At 66.4% G+C, this 22,526-nt stretch carries 36 protein-coding genes; 32 read left to right on the plus strand and 4 right to left on the minus strand.

The window, feature by feature from the left end; translation table 11 throughout:
* Positions 1–42: 42 nt before the first annotated feature.
* The 3 genes from ACQHII_RS28715 to ACQHII_RS28725 form a co-directional block, all read right to left on the minus strand.
* Positions 43–1,428: a S41 family peptidase gene (locus tag ACQHII_RS28715; RefSeq protein ID WP_427922009.1), complete on the minus strand. Its 1,386-nt coding sequence runs from the start codon at positions 1,426–1,428 to the stop codon at positions 43–45.
* A 122-nt stretch (positions 1,429–1,550) separates the two neighbouring features.
* Positions 1,551–2,453, minus strand: a complete 903-nt coding sequence (locus ACQHII_RS28720) for a helix-turn-helix domain-containing protein (RefSeq protein WP_427922010.1) — start codon at positions 2,451–2,453, stop codon at positions 1,551–1,553.
* A gap of 218 nt (positions 2,454–2,671) precedes the next feature.
* Positions 2,672–3,142 (minus strand): ATP-binding protein, encoded by a 471-nt coding sequence (locus ACQHII_RS28725; RefSeq protein ID WP_427922011.1) that lies wholly within the window; start codon positions 3,140–3,142, stop codon positions 2,672–2,674.
* A gap of 140 nt (positions 3,143–3,282) precedes the next feature.
* Between ACQHII_RS28725 and ACQHII_RS28730 the strand changes: the two genes are divergently transcribed.
* Together ACQHII_RS28730 and ACQHII_RS28735 are read left to right on the plus strand one after the other, a co-directional pair.
* The gene (locus ACQHII_RS28730; RefSeq protein WP_427922012.1) at positions 3,283–4,161 is read left to right on the plus strand and encodes a helix-turn-helix domain-containing protein; all 879 of its coding nucleotides are present in this window, start codon (positions 3,283–3,285) and stop codon (positions 4,159–4,161) included.
* On the plus strand, positions 4,158–4,343 hold the full coding sequence (locus tag ACQHII_RS28735; protein ID WP_427922013.1) for a DUF397 domain-containing protein: 186 nt from the start codon (positions 4,158–4,160) through the stop codon (positions 4,341–4,343). Before ACQHII_RS28730 ends, ACQHII_RS28735 begins: the two co-directional genes overlap by 4 nt.
* Positions 4,344–4,358: 15 nt before the next feature.
* On the opposite strand, the gene ACQHII_RS28740 is transcribed toward ACQHII_RS28735, so the two are convergent.
* A complete protein-coding gene (locus ACQHII_RS28740; protein WP_427922014.1) occupies positions 4,359–5,531 on the minus strand; it encodes a right-handed parallel beta-helix repeat-containing protein in 1,173 nt (390 codons plus the stop codon).
* A 629-nt stretch (positions 5,532–6,160) separates the two neighbouring features.
* Between ACQHII_RS28740 and rpsJ the strand changes: the two genes are divergently transcribed.
* The 30 genes from rpsJ (at position 6,161) to rplQ (ending at position 22,454) form a co-directional block, all read left to right on the plus strand.
* The gene (gene rpsJ, locus ACQHII_RS28745) at positions 6,161–6,469 is read left to right on the plus strand and encodes a 30S ribosomal protein S10 (RefSeq protein ID WP_003948644.1); all 309 of its coding nucleotides are present in this window, start codon (positions 6,161–6,163) and stop codon (positions 6,467–6,469) included.
* 17 nt (positions 6,470–6,486) lie between these two features.
* Positions 6,487–7,131, plus strand: coding sequence for a 50S ribosomal protein L3 (rplC, locus tag ACQHII_RS28750; RefSeq protein WP_019072287.1), 645 nt, complete (start codon positions 6,487–6,489; stop codon positions 7,129–7,131).
* A 5-nt stretch (positions 7,132–7,136) separates the two neighbouring features.
* Complete coding sequence (gene rplD, locus ACQHII_RS28755; RefSeq protein WP_037747970.1) at positions 7,137–7,793, plus strand: 50S ribosomal protein L4; 657 nt, start codon at positions 7,137–7,139, stop codon at positions 7,791–7,793.
* Positions 7,793–8,212 (plus strand): 50S ribosomal protein L23, encoded by a 420-nt coding sequence (gene rplW / locus ACQHII_RS28760; protein WP_019072285.1) that lies wholly within the window; start codon positions 7,793–7,795, stop codon positions 8,210–8,212. The genes rplD and rplW overlap by 1 nt, the downstream gene beginning before the upstream one ends.
* 38 nt (positions 8,213–8,250) lie before the next feature.
* Complete coding sequence (gene rplB, locus ACQHII_RS28765) at positions 8,251–9,087, plus strand: 50S ribosomal protein L2 (RefSeq protein WP_362018944.1); 837 nt, start codon at positions 8,251–8,253, stop codon at positions 9,085–9,087.
* A gap of 12 nt (positions 9,088–9,099) precedes the next feature.
* On the plus strand, positions 9,100–9,381 hold the full coding sequence (gene rpsS, locus ACQHII_RS28770) for a 30S ribosomal protein S19 (RefSeq protein ID WP_019072284.1): 282 nt from the start codon (positions 9,100–9,102) through the stop codon (positions 9,379–9,381).
* A gap of 40 nt (positions 9,382–9,421) precedes the next feature.
* Complete coding sequence (gene rplV, locus ACQHII_RS28775; RefSeq protein ID WP_003974262.1) at positions 9,422–9,769, plus strand: 50S ribosomal protein L22; 348 nt, start codon at positions 9,422–9,424, stop codon at positions 9,767–9,769.
* Complete coding sequence (rpsC, locus tag ACQHII_RS28780; protein WP_093627312.1) at positions 9,769–10,620, plus strand: 30S ribosomal protein S3; 852 nt, start codon at positions 9,769–9,771, stop codon at positions 10,618–10,620. The genes rplV and rpsC overlap by 1 nt, the downstream gene beginning before the upstream one ends.
* Positions 10,621–10,625: 5 nt before the next feature.
* Positions 10,626–11,045: a 50S ribosomal protein L16 gene (gene rplP / locus ACQHII_RS28785; RefSeq protein WP_010986348.1), complete on the plus strand. Its 420-nt coding sequence runs from the start codon at positions 10,626–10,628 to the stop codon at positions 11,043–11,045.
* Positions 11,045–11,269 carry a 50S ribosomal protein L29 gene (gene rpmC, locus ACQHII_RS28790; protein ID WP_003998824.1) on the plus strand — a complete coding sequence of 75 codons (225 nt, stop codon included), beginning with the start codon at positions 11,045–11,047 and terminating at the stop codon, positions 11,267–11,269. The genes rplP and rpmC overlap by 1 nt, the downstream gene beginning before the upstream one ends.
* Positions 11,269–11,556 (plus strand): 30S ribosomal protein S17, encoded by a 288-nt coding sequence (gene rpsQ, locus ACQHII_RS28795; protein ID WP_019072282.1) that lies wholly within the window; start codon positions 11,269–11,271, stop codon positions 11,554–11,556. The genes rpmC and rpsQ overlap by 1 nt, the downstream gene beginning before the upstream one ends.
* Before the next feature lie 96 nt (positions 11,557–11,652).
* The gene (gene rplN / locus ACQHII_RS28800) at positions 11,653–12,021 is read left to right on the plus strand and encodes a 50S ribosomal protein L14 (RefSeq protein WP_003998823.1); all 369 of its coding nucleotides are present in this window, start codon (positions 11,653–11,655) and stop codon (positions 12,019–12,021) included.
* 2 nt (positions 12,022–12,023) lie between these two features.
* The gene (gene rplX, locus ACQHII_RS28805) at positions 12,024–12,347 is read left to right on the plus strand and encodes a 50S ribosomal protein L24 (RefSeq protein ID WP_019072281.1); all 324 of its coding nucleotides are present in this window, start codon (positions 12,024–12,026) and stop codon (positions 12,345–12,347) included.
* A complete protein-coding gene (gene rplE, locus ACQHII_RS28810) occupies positions 12,347–12,904 on the plus strand; it encodes a 50S ribosomal protein L5 (RefSeq protein WP_151482628.1) in 558 nt (185 codons plus the stop codon). Before rplX ends, rplE begins: the two co-directional genes overlap by 1 nt.
* A gap of 5 nt (positions 12,905–12,909) precedes the next feature.
* On the plus strand, positions 12,910–13,095 hold the full coding sequence (locus tag ACQHII_RS28815; RefSeq protein ID WP_003948630.1) for a type Z 30S ribosomal protein S14: 186 nt from the start codon (positions 12,910–12,912) through the stop codon (positions 13,093–13,095).
* A 210-nt stretch (positions 13,096–13,305) separates the two neighbouring features.
* Positions 13,306–13,704 carry a 30S ribosomal protein S8 gene (gene rpsH, locus ACQHII_RS28820; RefSeq protein WP_013001411.1) on the plus strand — a complete coding sequence of 133 codons (399 nt, stop codon included), beginning with the start codon at positions 13,306–13,308 and terminating at the stop codon, positions 13,702–13,704.
* 22 nt (positions 13,705–13,726) lie between these two features.
* Complete coding sequence (gene rplF, locus ACQHII_RS28825; RefSeq protein ID WP_019072279.1) at positions 13,727–14,266, plus strand: 50S ribosomal protein L6; 540 nt, start codon at positions 13,727–13,729, stop codon at positions 14,264–14,266.
* A gap of 3 nt (positions 14,267–14,269) precedes the next feature.
* Positions 14,270–14,653, plus strand: a complete 384-nt coding sequence (gene rplR, locus ACQHII_RS28830) for a 50S ribosomal protein L18 (protein WP_019055526.1) — start codon at positions 14,270–14,272, stop codon at positions 14,651–14,653.
* A 37-nt stretch (positions 14,654–14,690) separates the two neighbouring features.
* Entirely contained in the window at positions 14,691–15,296 is a 606-nt protein-coding gene (gene rpsE / locus ACQHII_RS28835; RefSeq protein ID WP_006376045.1) for a 30S ribosomal protein S5, read from the plus strand.
* On the plus strand, positions 15,296–15,478 hold the full coding sequence (gene rpmD, locus ACQHII_RS28840; RefSeq protein WP_006376032.1) for a 50S ribosomal protein L30: 183 nt from the start codon (positions 15,296–15,298) through the stop codon (positions 15,476–15,478). Before rpsE ends, rpmD begins: the two co-directional genes overlap by 1 nt.
* A gap of 2 nt (positions 15,479–15,480) precedes the next feature.
* Complete coding sequence (rplO, locus tag ACQHII_RS28845) at positions 15,481–15,936, plus strand: 50S ribosomal protein L15 (protein ID WP_019072278.1); 456 nt, start codon at positions 15,481–15,483, stop codon at positions 15,934–15,936.
* Positions 15,937–16,104: 168 nt separating this feature from the next.
* On the plus strand, positions 16,105–17,418 hold the full coding sequence (secY, locus tag ACQHII_RS28850; protein WP_427922016.1) for a preprotein translocase subunit SecY: 1,314 nt from the start codon (positions 16,105–16,107) through the stop codon (positions 17,416–17,418).
* Positions 17,418–18,077, plus strand: coding sequence for an adenylate kinase (locus tag ACQHII_RS28855; protein WP_026179094.1), 660 nt, complete (start codon positions 17,418–17,420; stop codon positions 18,075–18,077). The genes secY and ACQHII_RS28855 overlap by 1 nt, the downstream gene beginning before the upstream one ends.
* Before the next feature lie 103 nt (positions 18,078–18,180).
* Positions 18,181–19,017 (plus strand): type I methionyl aminopeptidase, encoded by an 837-nt coding sequence (map, locus tag ACQHII_RS28860; RefSeq protein ID WP_427922017.1) that lies wholly within the window; start codon positions 18,181–18,183, stop codon positions 19,015–19,017.
* 252 nt (positions 19,018–19,269) lie between these two features.
* Complete coding sequence (gene infA, locus ACQHII_RS28865) at positions 19,270–19,491, plus strand: translation initiation factor IF-1 (protein WP_003948620.1); 222 nt, start codon at positions 19,270–19,272, stop codon at positions 19,489–19,491.
* A 59-nt stretch (positions 19,492–19,550) separates the two neighbouring features.
* Positions 19,551–19,664, plus strand: a complete 114-nt coding sequence (gene rpmJ, locus ACQHII_RS28870; RefSeq protein WP_003998809.1) for a 50S ribosomal protein L36 — start codon at positions 19,551–19,553, stop codon at positions 19,662–19,664.
* A 206-nt stretch (positions 19,665–19,870) separates the two neighbouring features.
* Positions 19,871–20,251, plus strand: coding sequence for a 30S ribosomal protein S13 (gene rpsM, locus ACQHII_RS28875; protein WP_019055531.1), 381 nt, complete (start codon positions 19,871–19,873; stop codon positions 20,249–20,251).
* A 69-nt stretch (positions 20,252–20,320) separates the two neighbouring features.
* The gene (gene rpsK, locus ACQHII_RS28880) at positions 20,321–20,725 is read left to right on the plus strand and encodes a 30S ribosomal protein S11 (RefSeq protein WP_003956432.1); all 405 of its coding nucleotides are present in this window, start codon (positions 20,321–20,323) and stop codon (positions 20,723–20,725) included.
* A gap of 116 nt (positions 20,726–20,841) precedes the next feature.
* Positions 20,842–21,864 (plus strand): DNA-directed RNA polymerase subunit alpha, encoded by a 1,023-nt coding sequence (locus tag ACQHII_RS28885; protein ID WP_019055532.1) that lies wholly within the window; start codon positions 20,842–20,844, stop codon positions 21,862–21,864.
* Positions 21,865–21,947: 83 nt separating this feature from the next.
* A complete protein-coding gene (gene rplQ, locus ACQHII_RS28890; RefSeq protein ID WP_427922018.1) occupies positions 21,948–22,454 on the plus strand; it encodes a 50S ribosomal protein L17 in 507 nt (168 codons plus the stop codon).
* Positions 22,455–22,526 lie beyond the last annotated feature (72 nt).

Genomic DNA, 22,526 nt, shown 5'->3' on the forward strand with positions numbered 1-22,526 from the left:
TGGTGTTCGGCGCGGTGAGTCTTGTTGTCCGGTGCTCCGGGTTCAGTGGCCGGCCCCCAGCAGCCGCACCGCACGGTCGAACGCCGAGTCCTGCCCCTTCTTGAACTCCTCCTTCGTGAACACCGGCACCGTCACCTGCGGCGGAATCCCCGTGCCGTCGAAGGTCTGCCCCGAGTCGGTCAGGTACTCCTCGTTCGGGAGCCAGGCGGTCATGCCGTTGGGGAGTTGGCGTTCCAGGACGTCGGAGAAGACGCCCTGGGTGGGCTGGCCGATGCGGATCGTGCGGGTGGGGCGGTCGAGCAGGGCCTGGGTGAAGGTCTCGCCCGCGCTTACCGTCGAGCCGCCGGTCAGGACGGCGACGGGGCCGGTGTAGTGCGGGGCGTTGGCCGGGAGCACCGGGATCGGCTCGGGGTGGGTGTGGCGGTTCGGGTCCGTCGGGTTGTTGCGGGCGCGCTTGGTGTAGGCGATGTAGGGGGTGTCGGTGAGGCGCTGTGCGATGTGGATGCCGAGGGCGTCGGAGCCGCCGCCGTTGATCCGTAGGTCGATGATCAGGCCGTGCAGGTGACGTGAGCGTTGCGGTGTGAGGACGGTGTTCAACGCCCGGTCCAGTTCGGCCAGTTGGGCCGCGTACGACGCGTCCTCGTCCGGCAGGTAGCCGTCGAAGCCGGAGATACGGAGGTAGCCGAGACGGCCGCTGCCTGCCAAATCCGCGTACGTGATACGGCCGTTGGCGAAGTCCCGGCGGTACGGGGCTTTCGCCAGGTCCCGCGCCACGATGAACTTCTTCACCCTCGCGTCCAGTTCCTCGTCCGGCACCGCCGTGCCGGGGCGGCCCTCAGCGAACACGCGGTCGCCGTCCTGGACCGCGACGTGGGCGTCGTAGAGCGGACGCACCATCCTGCTGAAGATGTCGAACAGTTCCGCCCTGGTCGTGTCCTTGTGCACCTGAGGGCGGTACTCGTTCCGTACCGCGTGCCAGTCGATGCCCTTGGCGGCGAAGAAGGGGTAGTTCTCCTCGTAGGACTGCCAGAAGACGTCGAAGGAGGTCAGCGGATCCTTCGGGGTCGGGCGGGTGCAGGCGGGCGGCAGGGCCGGGATGCGGTGCAGGTTCCGGTGGCCCACCGAGCTGGCCACCGCCACCGACGCGTGGTTCCCGTCCTTGCCCGGCCGCACCGTCAGGACATCGCCGTCCACCGTGTAGGTCCCCGGGCCCGTCCGCCGGGCGGTGTCGCCCTTGAGGCAGCTCACCGCGGTGGTCTGGTACTCCTGGTATCTGCCGTGGCTGACGGCTACGACCGTGCCGTAGCCGTCCATCCGCCAGAGGCCGTCGGCGGTGTGACCGCCGCCTGAGGCGGACGCGGCCGACGCGGCGACGCCTGCGGCGAGGGTCAGGGCGATGACGGTGGCGGTGGCGGTGGCGATACGCACGTTCTGATCTCCCCGTGGTGCTGCGGTCCGACCTGCTTGACCTGCATGTCTCACAACCTTGACCGACCGGCCGCCGCCCCTGCCAACCGGCACACCTGAGCATTGGGGTGAGGGAAACCCCCTCATGGCCCTACTGGTTCGTCCCCCTTCATGCTGGGCGGCCCCGGGAGATCGGTTCGGCAGTCGTGGCAGTGGCCTGGGGTGGGGGAGCGGAAGGCTCGGTCGCAGGTGTCGCAGTTCTGGAGGGGGTGGCGGACCGGCGGTGGTGGGGTCGGGGTGCGGAACGGTGGTGGGGGCGGGAGTTGGGCTGTCAGGCGGTGGGCCAGGAGGGCTGCGGGGCGGCGTAGGCCTTCGGGTGGGAGGTCTGTGGTGAGGGCGTGGCGTACGGCGGTGGGGGTGACGTCTCGTTCCAGCCAGGCCGCGACCCCCTGGGCCAGGTGGGCCGTGTCGCAGGCCGACAGGAGGAGGTCCGGGGTGTGGCGGCGGAGGTCGGTGAGGAGGTCGGTGGCCGTTTGGAGGAGTGCGGGGGCCGGGTGCGCGGGGCGCGGTACGGCGGGGAGGGGCTTGCGGGGTGCCCGTTCGCGCCGGGGCGCGGGTGCTTTCGGCCGCGCGTGGGGTGCTTCGTGGTCCCTACGGCCGCCGGGCTGGTTGCAGGAGATGGTGCGGGTGATGATGCGGCCGTCGGGGATGCGGTGGCGTTCGCGGCGGAGGTAGCCGTGGGTTTCCAACTCGCGTAGCGCGGCGGCGATTCGGGTTTTGCCCTCGGGGAAGCGGGCCGCGAGGGTGTTGATGTCGGCGCGGGCGCCTGCGGGGAGGGACTGGAGGTGGACGCCGAGTCCGATGGCCAGGGCCGACAGGTGCGGGTGCTGGGCGAGGTGGTTGCCGATCACCGTGAAGCGGGTGGTGTGGCGGGAGTTGTCGTGGGTGAGTCCCACTCCGGGCGCCTGGTGCCGCTGGTTCGGGTGTTTGTCGGCGGTGTGCCGGGACCGGGCGTGCGGGGGCGCGGTAATGTCGCGTGTATCCATCGGGAAGCTTGCTTCTTCCTTGGTGGTCAGGCCCTCGCCTTGGGATGCCAGTCCCGGCGAGGGCCGTCGTATGTGCGCCGTCTGTCGGCGGTTGTGTTGCGCTGAGCGTAGATCACGCAACCCGTCCGGAATCCAGCCCAGTTGATGATGTTCACCCACATGGGTGAGTGGCGGGCCGAGCCGGCGGGAGGGTGGGGTGGGGCTTGGTGGGGGTCCTTTCACCGTCGTGGTTCTTGGGAAAAGGCGTCACGTGTACCGGAGTTCGGGTTTCCGGAGTCCGGTGCGGGGGTGAGTGCGAGTTCTGCCCAGACCGTCTTGCGGGGGCGTCGGCCGGGGGACCAGCCCCAGCGGTCGGCGAGGGCGTCGACCAGCAGCAGGCCACGGCCCGACTCCCCGTCCCATGTGGGGTCTTGAGGGCGGGGAGGGTAGTCGTCGCGGGTGGTGGTGTCGATGACGCAGAGCATGAGCCTGAAGTCCCGGCCGGGGACGCGGCCGTGGGTGCTCGCGTTGGTGGCGAGTTCGGCGACGAGTTGGCGGGCGGGGTCCAACGGGAGTTCCCAGGAGCGGAGTTGTTCCGTCGCGAGGAGGCGGGCCAGGCGGGCGCCTCGCGGGGTGGAGGACAGCTGCACGGTGAAGTTGCGCGTGGAGTAGGTGGGTTGGGTTTCGGGGGTGGAGGTTTCCTGAATCACGTCACTCAGCGTGGCCGAGGCTGCTTGCCTTGACGTGCGATGACGCCTGTACGTATCCGCGCTGTCCCGTCGTTGTCTCGCGTTGTCTCGGCTGTCTCGGACGACGTACGGGTACGGGTGCGCGTTGGAGGTGGGTGGCCATGAATGACGAAAGCGTGAGCAACGCGAACGAGAACGAGGGTGTGGACGAGGCTGGGTGGGACCTCGAACCCGGGGACGAGAGCGCGCCGTTGGTGGAGGCGGTGGGGCGACTCGTCAGGTGCTGCCGGGAGCAGGCCGGGATGCGGGTGGCCGACTTCGCCCAAGTCATGGGATACGGCGAGGACATGATCCGCAAGATCGAACGCGGGGTGCGGATTCCTCGGGTGGAGTTCCTGGACCGGGCCGACGACGTCCTGAACGCGGGTGGGCATCTGAGGGCGTTCCGGGAGGACGTGGAGAAGGCCCAGTACCCGAAGAAGGTGCGTGAGCTGAAGCAACTGGAAGACCGGGCGGTTGAGGTGTTGCTGTACAGCAACCACAACATCCAGGGGCTGTTGCAGACGCCGGAGTACGCGAGGGCGCTCTTCGAGATGGCACAGCCTGCTTACTCACCGAGTGAGGTGGAGGTGGGGCTCGCCGCACGTATGGCGCGGAAGTCGATCTTCGAGCGGGAGCCCGCCCCGACGCTCAGTTTCGTTCAGGAGCAGGTGACGCTTGAGCGCCCCCTCGGTGGGAGGGTGGTGTTGCGCAGGCAGCTCGAACATCTGCTGGATGTGTCGCAACTGCGGAATGTCACTCTTCAGGTGATGCCAACGGACTTGGAGGAACATGCCGGGGTGCATCATGGCCCGGTCCAGGTGCTGAAGTTCGCGGACGGCACGGCGATCGGGCGTTGCCCGGGTGCGTTCAACGGGCGCCCGGTCTCTGACCCCAGGGAGCTCCGTACCCTTGAACTGCGGTATGGAATGATCCGGGCGCAGGCCCTCCCACCGAGGGAGTCTCGGGTCTTCATCGAGCGAACGCTGGGAGCACTATGAGCACCCCCGAACTCCACTGGTTCAAGAGCAGCTACAGCGACAGCAGCGATATCAACGACTGCGTCGAGATAGCCACCACCCTGGACACCATCCACGTCCGCGACTCCAAGAACACCCAGGGCCCCCGCCTCGCCCTCACCCCCACCGCCTGGACGGACTTCGTGGCGTACGCCGCCGAATAGCGGCGCCGCCACCTCCTACGGATTCACCACCGTCCCCCCGAACGTCACCCTCAACCCCCCGCCCGACGCGAACGACCACCCCAGCGCACCGCCGTACGACGCGCAACGCGACCCGTTCGTCCCGGTCCAGAACTGGTTGGTGCTGTCCGCGTCGCCCACCGTCTTGTCGTTCGAGCCGCTGACCGCGAACCGGCACGACGTGTTCGTACGGAAGACCGACGTACCGGCGTCGAAGGAGAAGTTGCGTTCCGCGTTGTCGATGCCGACGTTGTTCGAGACCGTCATCGTGCCCGGGTTGCTGTTGTAGGTGAATCCGTGATGGCCGTTGCCGTAGGCGATGTCGTGCTGGACGACGTGGTTGACGGCGATGTCGTCGCCGCCGAGTTTGTAGCCGTTGCGGTCGCCGTCGCCGCTCTGGCTGCCGTCGGTGAGGGTGCCGTTGCCGTAGGAGAGGCTGTACTCGATGGTCACGGGGCCGATCGCGCCGGTGTCCGTCTTGGTGTACAGGTCCCAGCCGTCGTCGATGTTGTTGTGGGAGACGTCGTAGCGGAAGACGTTCCCGGTACCGGTCGTCAGCTTCGCCGCGAAGCCGTCCGCGTCCTCGCCGTCGGAGTCGGCGTTGTCGTGCGACTCCGAGCTGACGACCAGGTTGTTCGAGGGCCAGGACGAGCTCGGCGTGCTGGAGGAGATGCGGCCCAGTTGGAGGCCTGTGTCGCGGTTGTACGAGGTCACGGTGCGTTCGATGACGTTGTTGCTGCCTCCTACGTAGATCCCGTTGTCGCCCGCGTGCGACACCGTGAGGCCGTAGACGTGCCAGTAGTTGGCGTAGAGCTGGAGCCCTCGGTTCGATGAACTCTCGCTCTGGGAGGCGAAGTTGAGGACCGGAGTCTCGCCGTTGTACGCGGTGAGCGTGGTGCGCGCGGATGCCGTGCCGTCCGCGCCCGCCGGGATCGTGATCGTCGAGCCGTAGGCGTACGTCCCGCCGCGCAGGTAGATCGTGCCGCCGGACGCGATGCGGCCGATCGCGGTGGCGAGGGTGGTGGGGGCGGAGAGGGTGCCGGCCGCGCTCGCGGTGCCGGTCGGTGACACGTACTGCGTGGCGCTCGCGGCCTGAGCCGGGGTGCCGGACAGGGCGACGAGTGTGCCGGCCATCAGGCCGACGCACGCGATGACTGGTCTCGCTTGCATCGTTCTGCCTCCAGGGTCGTCCCATGACCAGGGAATCCAGGGGTTGCCGTGCAAGAGAAAGCGCTTTCTCGTGTTCTAGTGAGGGAACGTAAGCGCTTGCTATGAACGCGTCAAGGTGCGCGTACTTGATTTCTGTTCATGGGGATGAACTTGCCATGGCCTCGCCATGGGCCCGCCGGGAGTGCCTCCCTGGCGCGCGTGTTTGACCTGCGTCACTCCGGGGGTAATCTCTACGCCCCGATTGGCCAGCCCCCTGCCCCATATGGCAGACTGTCCGAGTTGCTCGGTCGAGTGTTGATGCTGCGCGCCTCCCGTCGGGAGGACCGGAAGCGAGTCCCACAGTACTCGTCGCCCCAACTGCCTCACGGCAGCGCTGAGGCGGACGTACGGGAATCTTTCGGGAAGCGTCAGTGCAGCACAGGCCAGGCACCCGGTGGGCTTCTTCGCCCTCGGCCTGCGGTTCCGGAAGGGCCGTGCTTTCCCAGCTGGGAAGTTCCGTATATGGGACTTCTGTGTCGGTGAGAGCGCGACACACCCGACCGCGTGGGTCGGAGGAATCGAAGAGCGAAGCGAGCAGAAGAGCTTGCCGGGGTGCAGAGCGTTACTAGAGACAGGACTACTGAGTAGCCATGGCGGGACAGAAGATCCGCATCCGGCTCAAGGCCTACGACCACGAGGTCATCGACAGCTCGGCGAAGAAGATCGTCGAGACGGTGACCCGCACTGGTGCGTCGGTCGCGGGCCCGGTGCCGCTGCCCACTGAGAAGAACGTGTACTGCGTCATCAAGTCGCCGCACAAGTACAAGGACTCTCGCGAGCACTTCGAGATGCGCACGCACAAGCGCCTGATCGACATCCTCGACCCCACCCCCAAGACCGTTGACTCTCTGATGCGACTCGACCTGCCGGCCGGTGTCGACATCGAGATCAAGCTCTAGGGGTCGGTGAGCTGAAGATGGCAAAGCAGATCAAGGGCATCCTGGGCGAGAAGCTCGGCATGACGCAGGTGTGGGACGAGAACAACCGTGTTGTTCCGGTCACCGTCGTCAAGGCCGGCCCCAACGTCGTGACCCAGGTCCGTACGAACGACAGTGACGGCTACGAGTCGGTCCAGATCGCCTTCGGCGAGATCGACCCGCGCAAGGTGAACAAGCCCCTCAAGGGCCACTTCGCCAAGGCCGACGTCACGCCCCGCCGCCACCTCGTCGAGATCCGTACCGCTGACGCCAGCGAGTACACCCTCGGCCAGGAGATCACCGCCGCGACCTTCGAGGCCGGCGTCAAGGTGGACGTGACCGGCAAGAGCAAGGGCAAGGGCTTCGCCGGTGTCATGAAGCGTCACAACTTCAAGGGCCTCGGCGCCGGTCACGGCACCCAGCGCAAGCACCGCTCTCCCGGCTCCATCGGTGGCTGCGCCACCCCGGGCCGTGTGTTCAAGGGCCTCCGCATGGCGGGTCGTATGGGCAACGAGCGGGTCACCACCCAGAACCTGACCGTTCACGCCGTTGACGCGGAGAAGGGCCTGCTCCTCATCAAGGGCGCGGTTCCTGGTCCGAACGGCGGCCTCGTCCTGGTCCGCACCGCGGCCAAGGGGGCCTGAGGACTATGAGCACCATTGACATTCTGTCGCCCTCCGGCGACACCGCCGGGACCGTAGAGCTCCCGGCCGAGATCTTCGACGTAGAGAAGATCAGCATCCCGCTGCTTCACCAGGTCGTCGTCGCACAGCTGGCCGCCGCCCGTCAGGGCACGCACAAGGTCAAGCGTCGTGGCGAGGTCCGCGGTGGCGGCAAGAAGCCGTACCGCCAGAAGGGCACCGGCCGCGCCCGTCAGGGTTCGACCCGCGCCCCGCAGTTCGCCGGCGGTGGCGTCGTCCACGGCCCCACGCCGCGCGACTACTCGCAGCGGACCCCGAAGAAGATGAAGGCCGCGGCCCTGCGCCACGCCCTCACCGACCGGGCCCGCAACGCTCGCATCCACGTCATCACCGGCGTGATCGAGGGCGAGACCCCCTCCACCAAGGCCGCCAAGAGCTTCCTCGGCAAGGTCAGCGAGCGCAAGAACGTGCTCCTGGTCATCGAGCGCTCCGACGAGGCCGCGCTGCTTTCCGCGCGCAACCTGCCCCAGGTCCACATCCTGGAGCCGGGCCAGCTGAACACGTACGACGTTCTCGTCTCGGACGACGTGGTCTTCACCCAGGCCGCTTTCGAGTCCTTCGTGTCTGGCCCCCAGGCCGCTGACACCGAAGGGAGCGAAGCCTGATGGCTACGCGTCACCCGAGCATCGCCTCCAAGGCGGCCAAGGCCGCCAAGGCCGCGCGCGTCGCCAAGGCGAAGCGCCACGAGGCCGAAGGCAAGAACACCGTCGAGACGCCGATCAGCAAGTCGTACACGGACCCCCGTGACGTGCTGCTGAAGCCGGTCGTCTCGGAGAAGAGCTACGCGCTCCTCGACGAGGGCAAGTACACCTTCATCGTCGCCCCGGGCGCGAACAAGACCCAGATCAAGCAGGCCGTCCAGGCGGTCTTCTCGGTCAAGGTCACCGGGGTCAACACGATCAACCGCCAGGGCAAGCGCAAGCGCACCAAGACCGGTTTCGGTCAGCGCGCGGGCTCCAAGCGCGCGATCGTGACCCTCGCTGAGGGCGACCGTATCGACATCTTCGGCGGTCCGGCCGCGTAAGCGGGTCGGATCGTCCGATATCGGACGAGGACTGAGAAATGGGAATCCGCAAGTACAAGCCGACTACGCCGGGCCGTCGTGGCTCCAGCGTCGCCGACTTCGTCGAGGTCACGCGGTCCACGCCGGAGAAGTCGCTGGTCCGCCCGCTGCACAGCAAGGGCGGCCGTAACAACGCCGGTCGTGTGACCGTTCGCCACCAGGGTGGCGGACACAAGCGCGCCTACCGAGTGATCGACTTCCGTCGTCACGACAAGGACGGCGTGCCGGCGAAGGTCGCGCACATCGAGTACGACCCCAACCGCACCGCGCGCATCGCGCTGCTGCACTACGCGGACGGCGAGAAGCGCTACATCCTCGCCCCCCGCAACCTGTCGCAGGGCGACCGCGTCGAGAACGGTCCCGGGGCCGACATCAAGCCGGGCAACAACCTGGCGCTCCGCAACATCCCGGTCGGTACCACGATCCACGCGATCGAGCTCCGTCCCGGTGGCGGCGCCAAGTTCGCCCGCTCCGCCGGTGCCTCCGTGCAGCTGCTCGCGAAGGAGGGCACCATGGCCCACCTCCGCATGCCTTCCGGTGAGATCCGCCTGGTCGACCAGCGCTGCCGCGCCACGGTCGGCGAGGTCGGCAACGCCGAGCAGAGCAACATCAACTGGGGCAAGGCCGGCCGCAAGCGCTGGCTGGGCGTCCGCCCGACCGTCCGCGGTGTGGCGATGAACCCGGTCGACCACCCGCACGGTGGTGGTGAGGGCAAGACCTCCGGTGGTCGCCACCCGGTCTCCCCGTGGGGTCAGAAGGAGGGTCGTACTCGTTCGCCGAAGAAGGCTTCGAACAAGTACATCGTCCGCCGCCGCAAGACGAACAAGAAGCGCTAGGAGCGGGTTTAGATGCCGCGCAGTCTCAAGAAGGGGCCCTTCGTCGACGGACACCTCATCAAGAAGGTGGACGCCCAGAACGAAGCCGGTTCCAAGAACGTCATCAAGACCTGGTCCCGCCGCTCGATGATCGTCCCGGCCATGCTCGGCCACACGATCGCGGTGCACAACGGCAAGACCCACATCCCGGTGTTTGTCACCGAGTCGATGGTCGGCCACAAGCTCGGCGAGTTCTCGCCGACGCGCACCTTCCGGGGTCACGTCAAGGACGACCGGAAGTCGAAGCGCCGCTAACGCGGGGTGAACGACCATGACAAACACTGAAGGGACAACCATGGAAGCCAGGGCCCAGGCGCGGTACATCCGCGTCACGCCCATGAAGGCCCGCCGCGTGGTGGACCTCATCCGTGGCATGGATGCCACGGAGGCTCAGGCGGTCCTGCGTTTCGCCCCGCAGGCCGCGAGCGTGCCGGTCGGCAAGGTGCTGGACAGCGCCATTGCCAACGCCGCGCACAACTACGACCACACCGACGCCGACAGCCTCTTCATCTCCGAGGCGTACGTCGACGAGGGCCCGACCCTGAAGCGGTTCCGTCCGCGTGCCCAGGGCCGCGCCTACCGGATCCGCAAGCGGACCAGCCACATCACCGTGGTCGTCAGCAGCAAGGAAGGAACCCGGTAATGGGCCAGAAGGTTAACCCGCACGGGTTCCGGCTCGGCATCACCACGGACTTCAAGTCCCGGTGGTACGCCGACAAGCTGTACAAGGACTACGTCAAGGAAGACGTCGCCATCCGTCGGATGATGACGTCCGGCATGGAGCGCGCCGGCATCTCGAAGGTGGAGATCGAGCGCACCCGTGACCGTGTGCGTGTGGACATCCACACCGCTCGCCCGGGCATCGTCATCGGCCGCCGCGGCGCCGAGGCCGACCGCATCCGCGGTGACCTGGAGAAGCTGACCGGCAAGCAGGTCCAGCTGAACATCCTCGAGGTCAAGAACCCGGAGACGGACGCTCAGCTGGTGGCCCAGGCCGTCGCCGAGCAGCTGTCCTCCCGCGTCTCCTTCCGCCGTGCCATGCGCAAGAGCATGCAGTCGGCGATGAAGGCCGGCGCCAAGGGCATCAAGATCCAGTGCGGTGGCCGCCTCGGCGGCGCCGAGATGTCCCGCTCGGAGTTCTACCGCGAGGGCCGTGTGCCCCTGCACACGCTCCGCGCGAACGTCGACTACGGCTTCTTCGAGGCCAAGACGACCTTCGGCCGTATCGGTGTGAAGGTCTGGATCTACAAGGGCGACGTCAAGAACATCGCCGAGGTCCGCGCCGAGAACGCCGCTGCCCGTGCGGGTAACCGCCCGGCCCGCGGTGGCGGCCCGGGCGGCGACCGCCCGGCCCGTGGCGGTGGCCGCGGTGGCGAGCGTGGCGGCCGCGGCCGCAAGCCGCAGCAGCAGTCCGCGCCGGCTGCCGAGGCCCCCAAGGCCGACGCTCCCGCCGCCGCTGCCGCTCCGGCTGAGAGCACCGGAACGGAGGCCTGACCGACATGCTGATCCCCCGTAGGGTCAAGCACCGCAAGCAGCACCACCCCAAGCGTCGTGGTCAGGCCAAGGGCGGTACGCAGGTTTCGTTCGGCGAGTACGGCATTCAGGCCCTCACGCCGGCGTACGTGACGAACCGCCAGATCGAGGCCGCCCGTATCGCGATGACCCGCCACATCAAGCGTGGCGGCAAGGTCTGGATCAACATCTACCCGGACCGCCCGCTCACGAAGAAGCCCGCCGAGACCCGCATGGGTTCCGGTAAGGGTTCGCCGGAGTGGTGGATCGCGAACGTGCACCCGGGCCGGGTCATGTTCGAGCTGTCCTACCCCAACGAGAAGATCGCCCGTGAGGCCCTCACTCGCGCAGCCCACAAGCTGCCGATGAAGTGCCGGATCGTCAAGCGCGAGGCAGGTGAAGCGTGATGTCGGCCGGTACCAAGGCGTCCGAGCTGCGCGAACTGGGTGACGAGGAGCTTCTCGCGAAGCTCCGCGAAGCCAAGGAAGAGCTGTTCAACCTCCGCTTCCAGGCGGCGACCGGTCAGCTCGAGAACCACGGTCGGCTGAAGGCCGTCCGCAAGGACATCGCGCGGATCTACACCCTGATGCGTGAGCGCGAGCTGGGCATCGAGACGGTGGAGAGCGCCTGATGAGCGAGAGCAACGTGACTGAAGAGCAGACCGCTTCCCGCGGCTTCCGCAAGACCCGTGAGGGTCTCGTCGTCAGCGACAAGATGGACAAGACCGTCGTCGTCGCCGTCGAGGACCGCGTGAAGCACGCGCTGTACGGCAAGGTCATCCGCCGTACGAACAAGCTCAAGGCCCACGACGAGCAGAACGCCGCAGGCGTCGGCGACCGCGTCCTCCTCATGGAGACGCGTCCGCTGTCCGCGACGAAGCGCTGGCGCATCGTCGAGATCCTCGAGAAGGCCAAGTAATTCCTGCGGGGTAATTCCGCAGGACAGTTCCGCCAGGCTCCAAGGGCCGTTCACTGAACGGCCCTTGGGGAACCGGCAGACGATCAGGAGATAGACGTGATCCAGCAGGAGTCGCGACTGCGCGTCGCCGACAACACTGGTGCGAAGGAAATCCTTTGCATCCGTGTGCTCGGTGGCTCCGGTCGCCGCTACGCGGGCATCGGTGACGTCATCGTCGCCACCGTCAAGGACGCGATCCCCGGTGGCAACGTGAAGAAGGGTGACGTCGTCAAGGCCGTCATCGTTCGCACCGTGAAGGAGCGCCGTCGTCCGGACGGCTCGTACATCCGCTTCGACGAGAACGCCGCCGTCATTCTGAAGAACGACGGCGACCCTCGCGGCACCCGCATCTTCGGCCCCGTCGGGCGCGAGCTGCGCGAGAAGAAGTTCATGAAGATCATCTCGCTGGCTCCGGAGGTGCTGTAAGCATGAAGATCAAGAAGGGTGACACGGTTCAGGTCATCACCGGCAAGGACAAGGGCAAGCAGGGCAAGGTCATTGCCGCTTACCCGCGCGACGAGCGCGTCCTGGTCGAGGGTGTCAACCGGGTCAAGAAGCACACCAAGGCCGGCCCCACCGCCAAGGGTTCGCAGGCCGGTGGCATCGTCACGACCGAGGCGCCGATCCACGTCTCCAACGTCCAGCTGGTCGTTGAGAAGGACGGCAACAAGGTCGTCACGCGTGTCGGCTACCGCTTCGACGACGAGGGCAACAAGGTTCGCGTTGCCAAGCGGACGGGTGAGGACATCTGATGGCTACCACCACCACTCCGCGTCTCAAGACGAAGTACCGCGAGGAGATCGCGGGCAAGCTGCAGGAAGAGTTCTCGTACGAGAACGTCATGCAGATCCCCGGCCTCGTCAAGATCGTGGTCAACATGGGTGTCGGCGACGCCGCCCGTGACTCCAAGCTCATGGACGGTGCCGTCCGTGACCTGACCACCATCACCGGTCAGAAGCCGGCCATCACCAAGGCCCGCAAGTCCATCGCGCAGTTCAAGCTGCGCGAGGGTCAGCCGATCGGTGCCCACGTCACGCTCCGTGGCGACCGCATGTGGGAGTTCCTGGACCGCACCCTGTCGCTCGCGCTTCCGCGCATCCGCGACTTCCGCGGTCTGTCTCCCAAGCAGTTCGACGGTCGTGGCAACTACACCTTCGGTCTCACCGAGCAGGTCATGTTCCACGAGATCGACCAGGACAAGATCGACCGCGTCCGGGGTATGGACATCACCGTGGTGACCACGGCGACCAACGACGCCGAAGGCCGTGCCCTTCTCCGTCACCTCGGCTTCCCCTTCAAGGAGGCGTAAGCGAGATGGCGAAGAAGGCTCTGATTGCCAAGGCTGCTCGTAAGCCCAAGTTCGGTGTGCGTGGCTACACCCGCTGCCAGCGCTGCGGCCGCCCGCACTCCGTGTACCGCAAGTTCGGCCTCTGCCGCGTGTGCCTTCGTGAGATGGCTCACCGTGGCGAGCTGCCGGGCGTGACCAAGAGCTCCTGGTAATCCCTGCAATCAGGGGTTCCCGAAGCTCTCGGTAAGTAAAGGGTCCGGTCAGGTGCCCACCTCTCCATGGCTTAGGCTAGGAGGGTTGGGCGCCTGACGCCCAAACGACTTACTACGCCGTAGGTCCACCGCACCGCACCCGCCTCGTCTCGGATCGAGGAGAGGGATGGGCACCTGGAAACCCCGGCGAGAGAGGCCGAAGGCCAATTCATGACCATGACTGATCCGATCGCAGACATGCTTACGCGTCTGCGGAACGCGAACTCGGCATACCACGACTCCGTGACGATGCCGGCGTCCAAGATCAAGTCTCACATCGCGGAGATCCTCCAGCAGGAGGGCTTCATCACGGGCTGGAAGGTCGAGGACGCCGAGGTCGGCAAGAACCTCGTTCTCGAGCTGAAGTTCGGCCCGAACCGTGAGCGCTCCATCGCGGGCATCAAGCGGATCTCCAAGCCCGGTCTCCGGGTTTACGCGAAGTCCACCTCCCTGCCCAAGGTGCTGGGCGGCCTCGGCGTGGCGATCATCTCCACGTCCCACGGGCTCCTCACCGACAAGCAGGCCGGCAAGAAGGGCGTAGGCGGAGAAGTTCTCGCCTACGTCTGGTAGCGGAAAGGAATCGGAAGAAGCTATGTCGCGTATTGGCAAGCTCCCCATCACGGTTCCCGCCGGCGTGGACGTCACCATCGACGGCCGTACGGTCTCGGTCAAGGGCCCCAAGGGCACCCTGACCCACACCGTCGCTTCGCCGATCGACATCGCCAAGGGTGAGGACGGCGTTCTCAACGTCACCCGCCCCAACGACGAGCGTCAGAACAAGGCCCTGCACGGCCTGTCCCGCACGCTGGTGGCGAACATGATCACCGGCGTGACCGAGGGTTACGTGAAGAAGCTCGAGATCAGCGGTGTCGGTTACCGCGTTGCGGCCAAGGGATCGAACCTCGAGTTCGCGCTCGGCTACAGCCACTCGATCACCGTCGAGGCGCCCGAGGGCATCTCGTTCAAGGTCGAGAACCCGACGCACTTCTCGGTCGAGGGCATCGACAAGCAGAAGGTCGGCGAGGTTGCGGCCAACATCCGCAAGCTGCGCAAGCCCGACCCGTACAAGGCCAAGGGCGTCAAGTACGAGGGCGAAGTCATCCGGCGCAAGGTCGGAAAGGCGGGTAAGTAAGCCATGGCATACGGTACGAAGATCGCTAAGGGCGACGCTTACAAGCGTGCTGCCATCAAGCGTCGTCACATCCGCATCCGGAAGCACATTTCCGGTACGGCTGAGCGTCCGCGCCTGGTCGTGACCCGCTCCAACCGCCACATCGTGGCCCAGGTCATCGACGACATCAAGGGTCACACCCTGGCGTCGGCGTCGACCCTGGACACCTCGATCCGCGGCGGCGAGAGCGACAAGTCCGCGCAGGCCAAGTCGGTCGGCGCCCTGGTCGCCGAGCGCGCCAAGGCCGCCGGTGTCGAGGCTGTCGTATTCGACCGTGGCGGCAACCAGTACGCGGGGCGCATCGCCGCCCTGGCGGACGCCGCCCGCGAAGCCGGACTGAAGTTCTAGTCGCTTCCGTAGCTAGCGGAAAGAGAGAGGTAATCCAATGGCTGGACCCCAGCGCCGTGGAAGCGGTGCCGGTGGCGGCGAGCGGCGGGACCGGAAGGGCCGTGACGGCGGCGCTGCTGCCGCCGAGAAGACCGCGTACGTTGAGCGTGTAGTCGCGATCAACCGCGTCGCCAAGGTTGTCAAGGGTGGTCGTCGCTTCAGCTTCACCGCGCTCGTCGTGGTGGGCGACGGTGACGGCACCGTCGGTGTCGGTTACGGCAAGGCCAAGGAGGTGCCGGCCGCCATCGCCAAGGGTGTTGAGGAGGCCAAGAAGCACTTCTTCAAGGTCCCCCGTATCCAGGGCACCATCCCGCACCCGATCACGGGCGAGAAGGCCGCGGGCGTCGTCCTGCTCAAGCCTGCTTCCCCCGGTACCGGCGTTATCGCCGGTGGCCCGGTGCGAGCCGTCCTGGAGTGCGCCGGCGTCCACGACATCCTGTCGAAGTCGCTCGGCTCGTCCAACGCGATCAACATCGTGCACGCGACCGTGGCGGCCCTCAAGGGCCTGCAGCGTCCCGAGGAGATCGCGGCCCGCCGCGGTCTGCCCCTCGAGGACGTCGCCCCCGCGGCTCTCCTTCGTGCACGTGCCGGGGCGGGTGCGTAATGGCTCGCCTCAAGGTCACGCAGACGAAGTCGTACATCGGCAGCAAGCAGAACCACCGTGACACGCTGCGGTCCCTTGGTCTCAAGGGGATCAACACCGTGGTCGTCAAGGAGGACCGCCCCGAGTTCCGCGGAATGGTGCACACCGTCCGCCACCTCGTGACGGTTGAGGAGGTCGACTGATCATGGCGGAGAACAACCCGCTCAAGATCCACAACCTCCGTCCCGCCCCGGGCGCCAAGACCGCCAAGACCCGTGTGGGTCGTGGTGAGGCGTCGAAGGGTAAGACGGCCGGTCGTGGAACCAAGGGTACGAAGGCCCGTTACCAGGTTCCGGAGCGCTTCGAGGGTGGCCAGATGCCCCTCCACATGCGTCTCCCGAAGCTGAAGGGCTTCCGCAACCCGTTCAAGACCGAGTACCAGGTCGTGAACCTCGACAAGCTGGCGGCCCTGTACCCGGAAGGTGGCGAGGTCACCGTAGAGGGTCTCGTCGCCAACGGTGCGGTGCGCAAGAACAGCCTCGTCAAGGTCCTCGGCCAGGGCGAGATCTCCGTGGCGCTGCAGGTGACGGTGGACGCCGTCTCCGGCTCCGCCAAGGAGAAGATCACCGCCGCCGGCGGTACCGTCACCGAGCTCGTCTGAGCGCGATGACATAAGCGATCCCGACCGGGGATACCCCATAACGGGGTATCCCCGGTTGGTCGTTCCACGGGGGCAGAGTCGCCGGTAAGGTGGCCTGCACTGTTCTTATTCGTCGAACCTCAAGACCGTCACCCTTGACGCACTGGCGCGGGGGTCGCAGGAGGCACCGTGCTCACCGCGTTCGCCCGGGCGTTCAGGACGCCCGACCTGCGCAAGAAGCTGCTCTTCACGCTGGGCATCATCGTGGTCTACCGGGTCGGTACCCACGTCCCGATCCCCGGCGTCAACTACACGGCCGTACAGCAGTGTGTGACCGAGGCCTCCGGCAACCAGGGCCTCTTCGGACTGGTCAACATGTTCTCCGGCGGTGCGCTGCTGCAGATCACGGTCTTCGCGCTCGGCATCATGCCGTACATCACGGCGAGCATCATTCTCCAGCTGCTGACCGTGGTGATCCCGCGTCTGGAGGCCCTCAAGAAGGAGGGCCAGGCCGGTACGGCGAAGATCACGCAGTACACGCGCTATCTGACCGTGGCGCTCGCCATCCTTCAGGGCACCGGCCTGGTGGCCACCGCCCGCAGCGGCGCCCTCTTCTCCGGCTGCACGGTCGCGACGAGCATCGTCCCGGACCGTGCCATCTTCACGACCATCACCATGGTCGTCACCATGACCGCCGGCACCGGCGTCGTGATGTGGCTCGGCGAGCTCATCACCGACCGCGGCATCGGCAACGGCATGTCGATCCTGATGTTCATCTCGATCGCGGCCACCTTCCCCTCCGCGCTGTGGGCCATCAAGAAGCAGGGCACGCTGGCCGACGGCTGGATCGAGTTCGGCACCGTCATCCTCGTCGGCCTGGTGATGGTCGGCCTGGTGGTCTTCGTCGAACAGGCCCAGCGCCGCATCCCGGTCCAGTACGCGAAGCGCATGATCGGCCGCCGTTCCTACGGCGGTACGTCGACCTACATCCCGCTGAAGGTCAATCAGGCGGGTGTGATTCCCGTCATCTTCGCGTCCTCGCTGCTCTACATCCCGGCCCTGGTCGCGCAGTTCTCCAGCGGCAACTCCGCCTGGAAGACCTGGGTGACGGCGAACCTGACCAAGGGTGACCACCCGATCTACCTGGTCAGCTACTTCCTCCTGATCGTTTTCTTCGCGTTCTTCTACGTGGCGATCTCGTTCAACCCCGAGGAAGTCGCCGACAACATGAAGAAGTATGGTGGCTTCATCCCGGGCATCCGGGCTGGCCGGCCCACCGCTGAGTACCTGAGCTACGTACTCAACCGGATCACCTGGCCGGGTTCGCTGTATCTGGGTCTGATCGCTCTCGTACCGACGATGGCGTTGGTCGGCTTCAACGCAAGCGGCAACTTCCCGTTCGGCGGGACCAGCATCCTCATCATCGTGGGTGTCGGTCTCGAGACGGTGAAGCAGATCGAGAGCCAGCTCCAGCAGCGCAATTACGAAGGGTTCCTCCGCTGATGCGAATCGTCCTCGTCGGGCCGCCGGGCGCCGGTAAGGGAACGCAGGCTGTGCGACTGGCCAAGACGCTGCACATCCCGCACATCTCCACCGGCGATCTCTTCCGTGCCAACATCAGTCAGGCCACGGAACTCGGCAAACTGGCGAAGTCCTACATGGACGCGGGCAACCTGGTCCCGGACGAGGTCACCATCGCGATGGCCAAGGACCGCATGGAGCAGCCGGACGCCGTCAACGGCTTTCTGCTGGACGGTTTCCCGCGCAATGTGTCGCAGGCCGAGGCGCTGGACGAACTGCTGAAGACCGAGGGCATCAAGCTGGACGCGGTGCTGGACCTGGAGGTCTCCGAGGAAGAGGTGGTCAAGCGCATCGCCGGCCGCCGCATCTGCCGGAAGGACTCCAGTCACGTCTTCCACGTGACGTACAGCCCGCCGAAGCAGGACGGTGTCTGTGACACCTGCGGCGGCGAGCTGTACCAGCGCGACGACGACTCCGAGGACACGGTCCGCACCCGGCTGGAGGTCTACCACACGCAGACCGAGCCGATCATCGACTACTACAAGGCCCAGGGCCTGGTGGTCACGATCTCCTCGCTCGGCCCGGTGGACGAGATCACCCAGCGCGCGCTGGACGCGCTGAAGCGCGACGACGACAAGTAGTCGCCCACCAGTTCCGGCCGCGGTGCCCTCACGGGCGTCGCGGCCGTACTGTTGTGTACAGCCATATCCCATGTGACGCGGAAGACGGAGAGCGCAGGCCCCCATGGTGCAGATCAAGACCCCCGAGCAGATCGCCAAGATGCGCGAGGCGGGGCTGGTCGTCGCCGCGATCCACGCGGCCACGCGTGAAGCGGCCGTACCCGGCGCGAGCACGAAGGATCTGGACGAGGTCGCCCGCAAGGTCCTCGCCGACCACAACGCGAAGCCCAACTTCCTCGGCTACGGCGGCTTCCCGGCCACCATCTGCACCTCGGTCAACGAGGTCGTCGTCCACGGCATCCCCTCCGACGAGGTGGTCCTCAAGGACGGGGACATCATCTCCATCGACTGCGGCGCGATCATCGACGGCTGGCACGGCGACGCCGCGTACACCGCGTTTGTCGGCTCCGGCCACGCCCCCGAACTGATCGAGCTCTCCCGGGTGACCGAGGAGTCGATGTGGGCGGGCATCGCCGCGATGAAGCTCGGCAACCGGCTCGTCGACATCTCCCGCGCCATCGAGACGTACATCCGCCGCCAGCCGAAGCCGGGCGGCGGCAAGTACGGGATCGTCGAGGACTACGGCGGTCACGGCATCGGCACCGAGATGCACATGGATCCGCATCTGCTGAACTACGTGGAGAAGCGGCGCGGCAAGGGGCCGAAGCTGATCCCCGGGTTCTGCCTGGCGATCGAGCCGATGGTGTCGCTCGGTACGCCGAAGACCGAGGTTCTCTCGGACGACTGGACGGTCATTACGACGGACGGGACGTGGTCTTCCCACTGGGAGCACTCGGTTGCCTTGACCGAGGAGGGGCCGTTGGTGCTTACGTCTCCCGACGGGGGCAAGGCGAAGCTGGCTGAGTTCGGGATCGCGGCTGCGCCGGATCCCGTGGCGTAGTTCGTTGGCTGCGGGCCGGTGGGGGCTGGTCGCGCCCGCGCGGCGGAGCCGCAAATGTCGCAGCCCCGCGCCCCTAAAAACACTCTCCTCGTGCTTAGTGATCTTCGAGCCGGGGCATCCTCCATCGATTCGTCTTTCCGAGGGCCCTGACGTAGACTGACTCGTCGGCTCTCGTGCACCCGCATGTCCGCATGCACCCCGCAAGGGGAACGCGCGCGAGTCGATCAAGGTAGTCGATTCGAAGGGCGAAGCGTGGCCAAGAAGCAAGGTGCCATCGAGATCGAGGGCACTGTCGTCGAGTCTCTTCCGAACGCCATGTTCAAGGTCGAGCTCCAGAACGGCCACCAGGTCCTGGCACACATCAGCGGCAAGATGCGTATGCACTACATCCGTATCCTCCCTGACGACCGGGTCGTGGTGGAGCTGTCTCCGTACGACCTCACGCGTGGCCGGATCGTCTACCGCTACAAGTAGATCTTGCCCAGGTTCCGCGCAAGCGGCGCCGCAGGCAACTGACCCGGAGAACCTCACCAATGAAGGTCAAGCCGAGCGTCAAGAAGATCTGCGACAAGTGCAGGGTGATCCGCCGTCACGGTCGGGTCATGGTCATCTGCGAGAACCCGCGCCACAAGCAGCGCCAGGGCTGACGCACGACCTTCCCTCTGCATCTCATCGCAGAGATTCGCGCGACGCGAGCAGTACATGTTCATACGCAGGACCCGGGCGTAGTAGGCGCCCGACACCCCCGGCTCGGAGGCTGGGGACCCACGCCGTACCAAATCTTCGAAGGAAGAGGCCGGCGGCTGGGATCCGGTTCTGCGGAAGACCTCCGAAGATCAACTGGAGCCATTGAATGGCACGCGTTTCCGGTGTCGACATCCCGCGCGAAAAGCGCGTGGAGGTCGCCCTCACCTACGTGTTCGGCATTGGTCGGACCCTTTCCCAGCTGACGCTGGCCGAGACCGGCATCGACCCCAACACCCGCGTTCGCGACCTCTCGGAAGAGCAGCTCGTCGCGATTCGTGAGTACGTCGACGCCAACATCAAGACCGAGGGTGACCTCCGTCGCGAGATCCAGGCCGACATCCGCCGCAAGGTGGAGATCGGCTGCTACCAGGGTCTCCGTCACCGTCGTGGTCTGCCCGTTCGCGGTCAGCGCACCAGCACGAACGCCCGTACCCGCAAGGGTCCGCGTCGCGCCATCGCCGGCAAGAAGAAGCCGGGCAAGAAGTAGTCCACAGCGGACAACGCTTCACCAGCGGTCTTCGCTGTAGGACCGACCACCTCCCCGTAGGAGTAATAGATGCCCCCCAAGGGTCGTCAGGGCGCTGCCAAGAAGGTGCGCCGCAAGGAAAAGAAGAACGTCGCTCACGGCCACGCGCACATCAAGAGCACGTTCAACAACACGATCGTCTCGATCACGGACCCCTCGGGCAACGTGATCTCCTGGGCCTCCGCCGGCCACGTCGGCTTCAAGGGCTCGCGCAAGTCCACCCCCTTCGCCGCGCAGATGGCCGCCGAGTCGGCCGCCCGTCGCGCGCAGGAGCACGGCATGCGCAAGGTCGACGTCTTCGTGAAGGGCCCGGGCTCCGGTCGCGAGACCGCGATCCGCTCCCTCCAGGCCACCGGTCTTGAGGTCGGCTCCATCCAGGACGTCACCCCCACCCCGCACAACGGCTGCCGTCCGCCGAAGCGCCGCCGCGTCTGACGCACGGTTGTCTTGAGGATTCGGGCGGTACGGCACTTCGGTGCTGTATCGCCCGTACCCTTGTAGGAACAGCAGGACGTCAAATAGCGGGCGTCCATGACTGAAGGATTCATCACATGCTGATCGCTCAGCGTCCGTCTCTGACCGAAGAGGTCGTTGACGAGTTCCGTTCCCGGTTCGTGATCGAGCCGCTGGAGCCCGGCTTCGGCTACACCCTCGGCAACTCCCTCCGTCGTACGCTCCTCTCCTCGATCCCCGGAGCCGCTGTCACCAGCATCCGGATCGACGGCGTTCTGCACGAGTTCACCACCGTGCCGGGCGTCAAGGAGGACGTCACCGACCTGATCCTCAACATCAAGCAGCTGGTCGTGAGCAGTGAGCACGACGAGCCGGTCGTGATGTACCTGCGCAAGCAGGGTCCGGGTCTGGTCACCGCCGCCGACATCGCGCCCCCGGCCGGTGTCGAGGTGCACAACCCCGACCTCGTCCTGGCCACGCTGAACGGCAAGGGCAAGCTGGAGATGGAGCTCACGGTCGAGCGTGGCCGCGGCTATGTCTCCGCCGTGCAGAACAAGCAGGTGGGTCAGGAGATCGGGCGTATCCCGGTCGACTCGATCTACTCGCCGGTGCTGAAGGTCACGTACAAGGTCGAGGCGACGCGTGTCGAGCAGCGCACCGACTTCGACAAGCTGATCGTCGACGTCGAGACGAAGCAGGCGATGCGTCCGCGTGACGCGATGGCGTCGGCCGGCAAGACCCTGGTGGAGCTGTTCGGTCTCGCCCGCGAGCTGAACATCGACGCCGAGGGCATCGACATGGGCCCGTCCCCCACGGACGCCGCCCTGGCCGCCGACCTCGCCCTGCCGATCGAGGAGCTGGAACTCACCGTCCGCTCCTACAACTGCCTCAAGCGCGAGGGCATCCACTCCGTGGGTGAGCTCGTGGCTCGTTCCGAGGCCGACCTCCTGGACATCCGCAACTTCGGCGCGAAGTCCATCGACGAGGTCAAGGCGAAGCTGGCCGGCATGGGCCTGGCCCTCAAGGACAGCCCGCCCGGATTCGACCCGACGGCCGCTGCCGACGCCTTCGGCGCCGACGACGACGTGGACGCGGGTTTTGTGGAGACCGAGCAGTACTGATCGGTTGTTGCCGGTGAGCATCCGCTCACCGGGTCCTGACTCCGGTACCTCATACGGCCGGGGCAGATACCAAGGAGAAAGAAATGCCGAAGCCCACCAAGGGTGCCCGTCTGGGCGGCAGCGCCGCGCACGAGAAGCTGCTCATCGCGAACCTCGCGAAGAGCCTCTTCGAGCACGGCCGTATCACCACCACCGAGGCGAAGGCCCGCAAGCTGCGGCCCTACGCCGAGCGTCTGGTCACCAAGGCGAAGAAGGGCGACCTTCACAACCGCCGTCAGGTGCTCCAGGTGATCACGGACAAGAGCGTCGTCCACACGCTCTTCACCGAGATCGGCCCGCGCTACGAGAACCGTCCCGGTGGCTACACCCGTATCACCAAGATCGGTAACCGTCGTGGCGACAACGCGCCCATGGCTGTCATCGAGCTGGTCGAGGCGCTGACTGTTGCACAGGCTGCGACGGGTGAGGCCGAGGCCGCGACCAAGCGTGCCGCGAAGGATGCCGAGGCTGTTGTCGAGGCTCCGGTTGAGGTCGTCGAGGACGCGAAGCCGGCTGAGGTTGAGGCCGACGAAGAGGCCAAGGACGCGTAACACCGTTTTTGGCTGACCCGCCGTCGTGGCTGGTCGCGCAGTTCCCCGCGCCCCTAAAAGCAAAAGCAGGGC

The organism is Streptomyces sp. cg40 (genome assembly GCF_050320165.1).
GTDB classification, from domain to species: Bacteria; Actinomycetota; Actinomycetes; order Streptomycetales; family Streptomycetaceae; genus Streptomyces; species Streptomyces hokutonensis.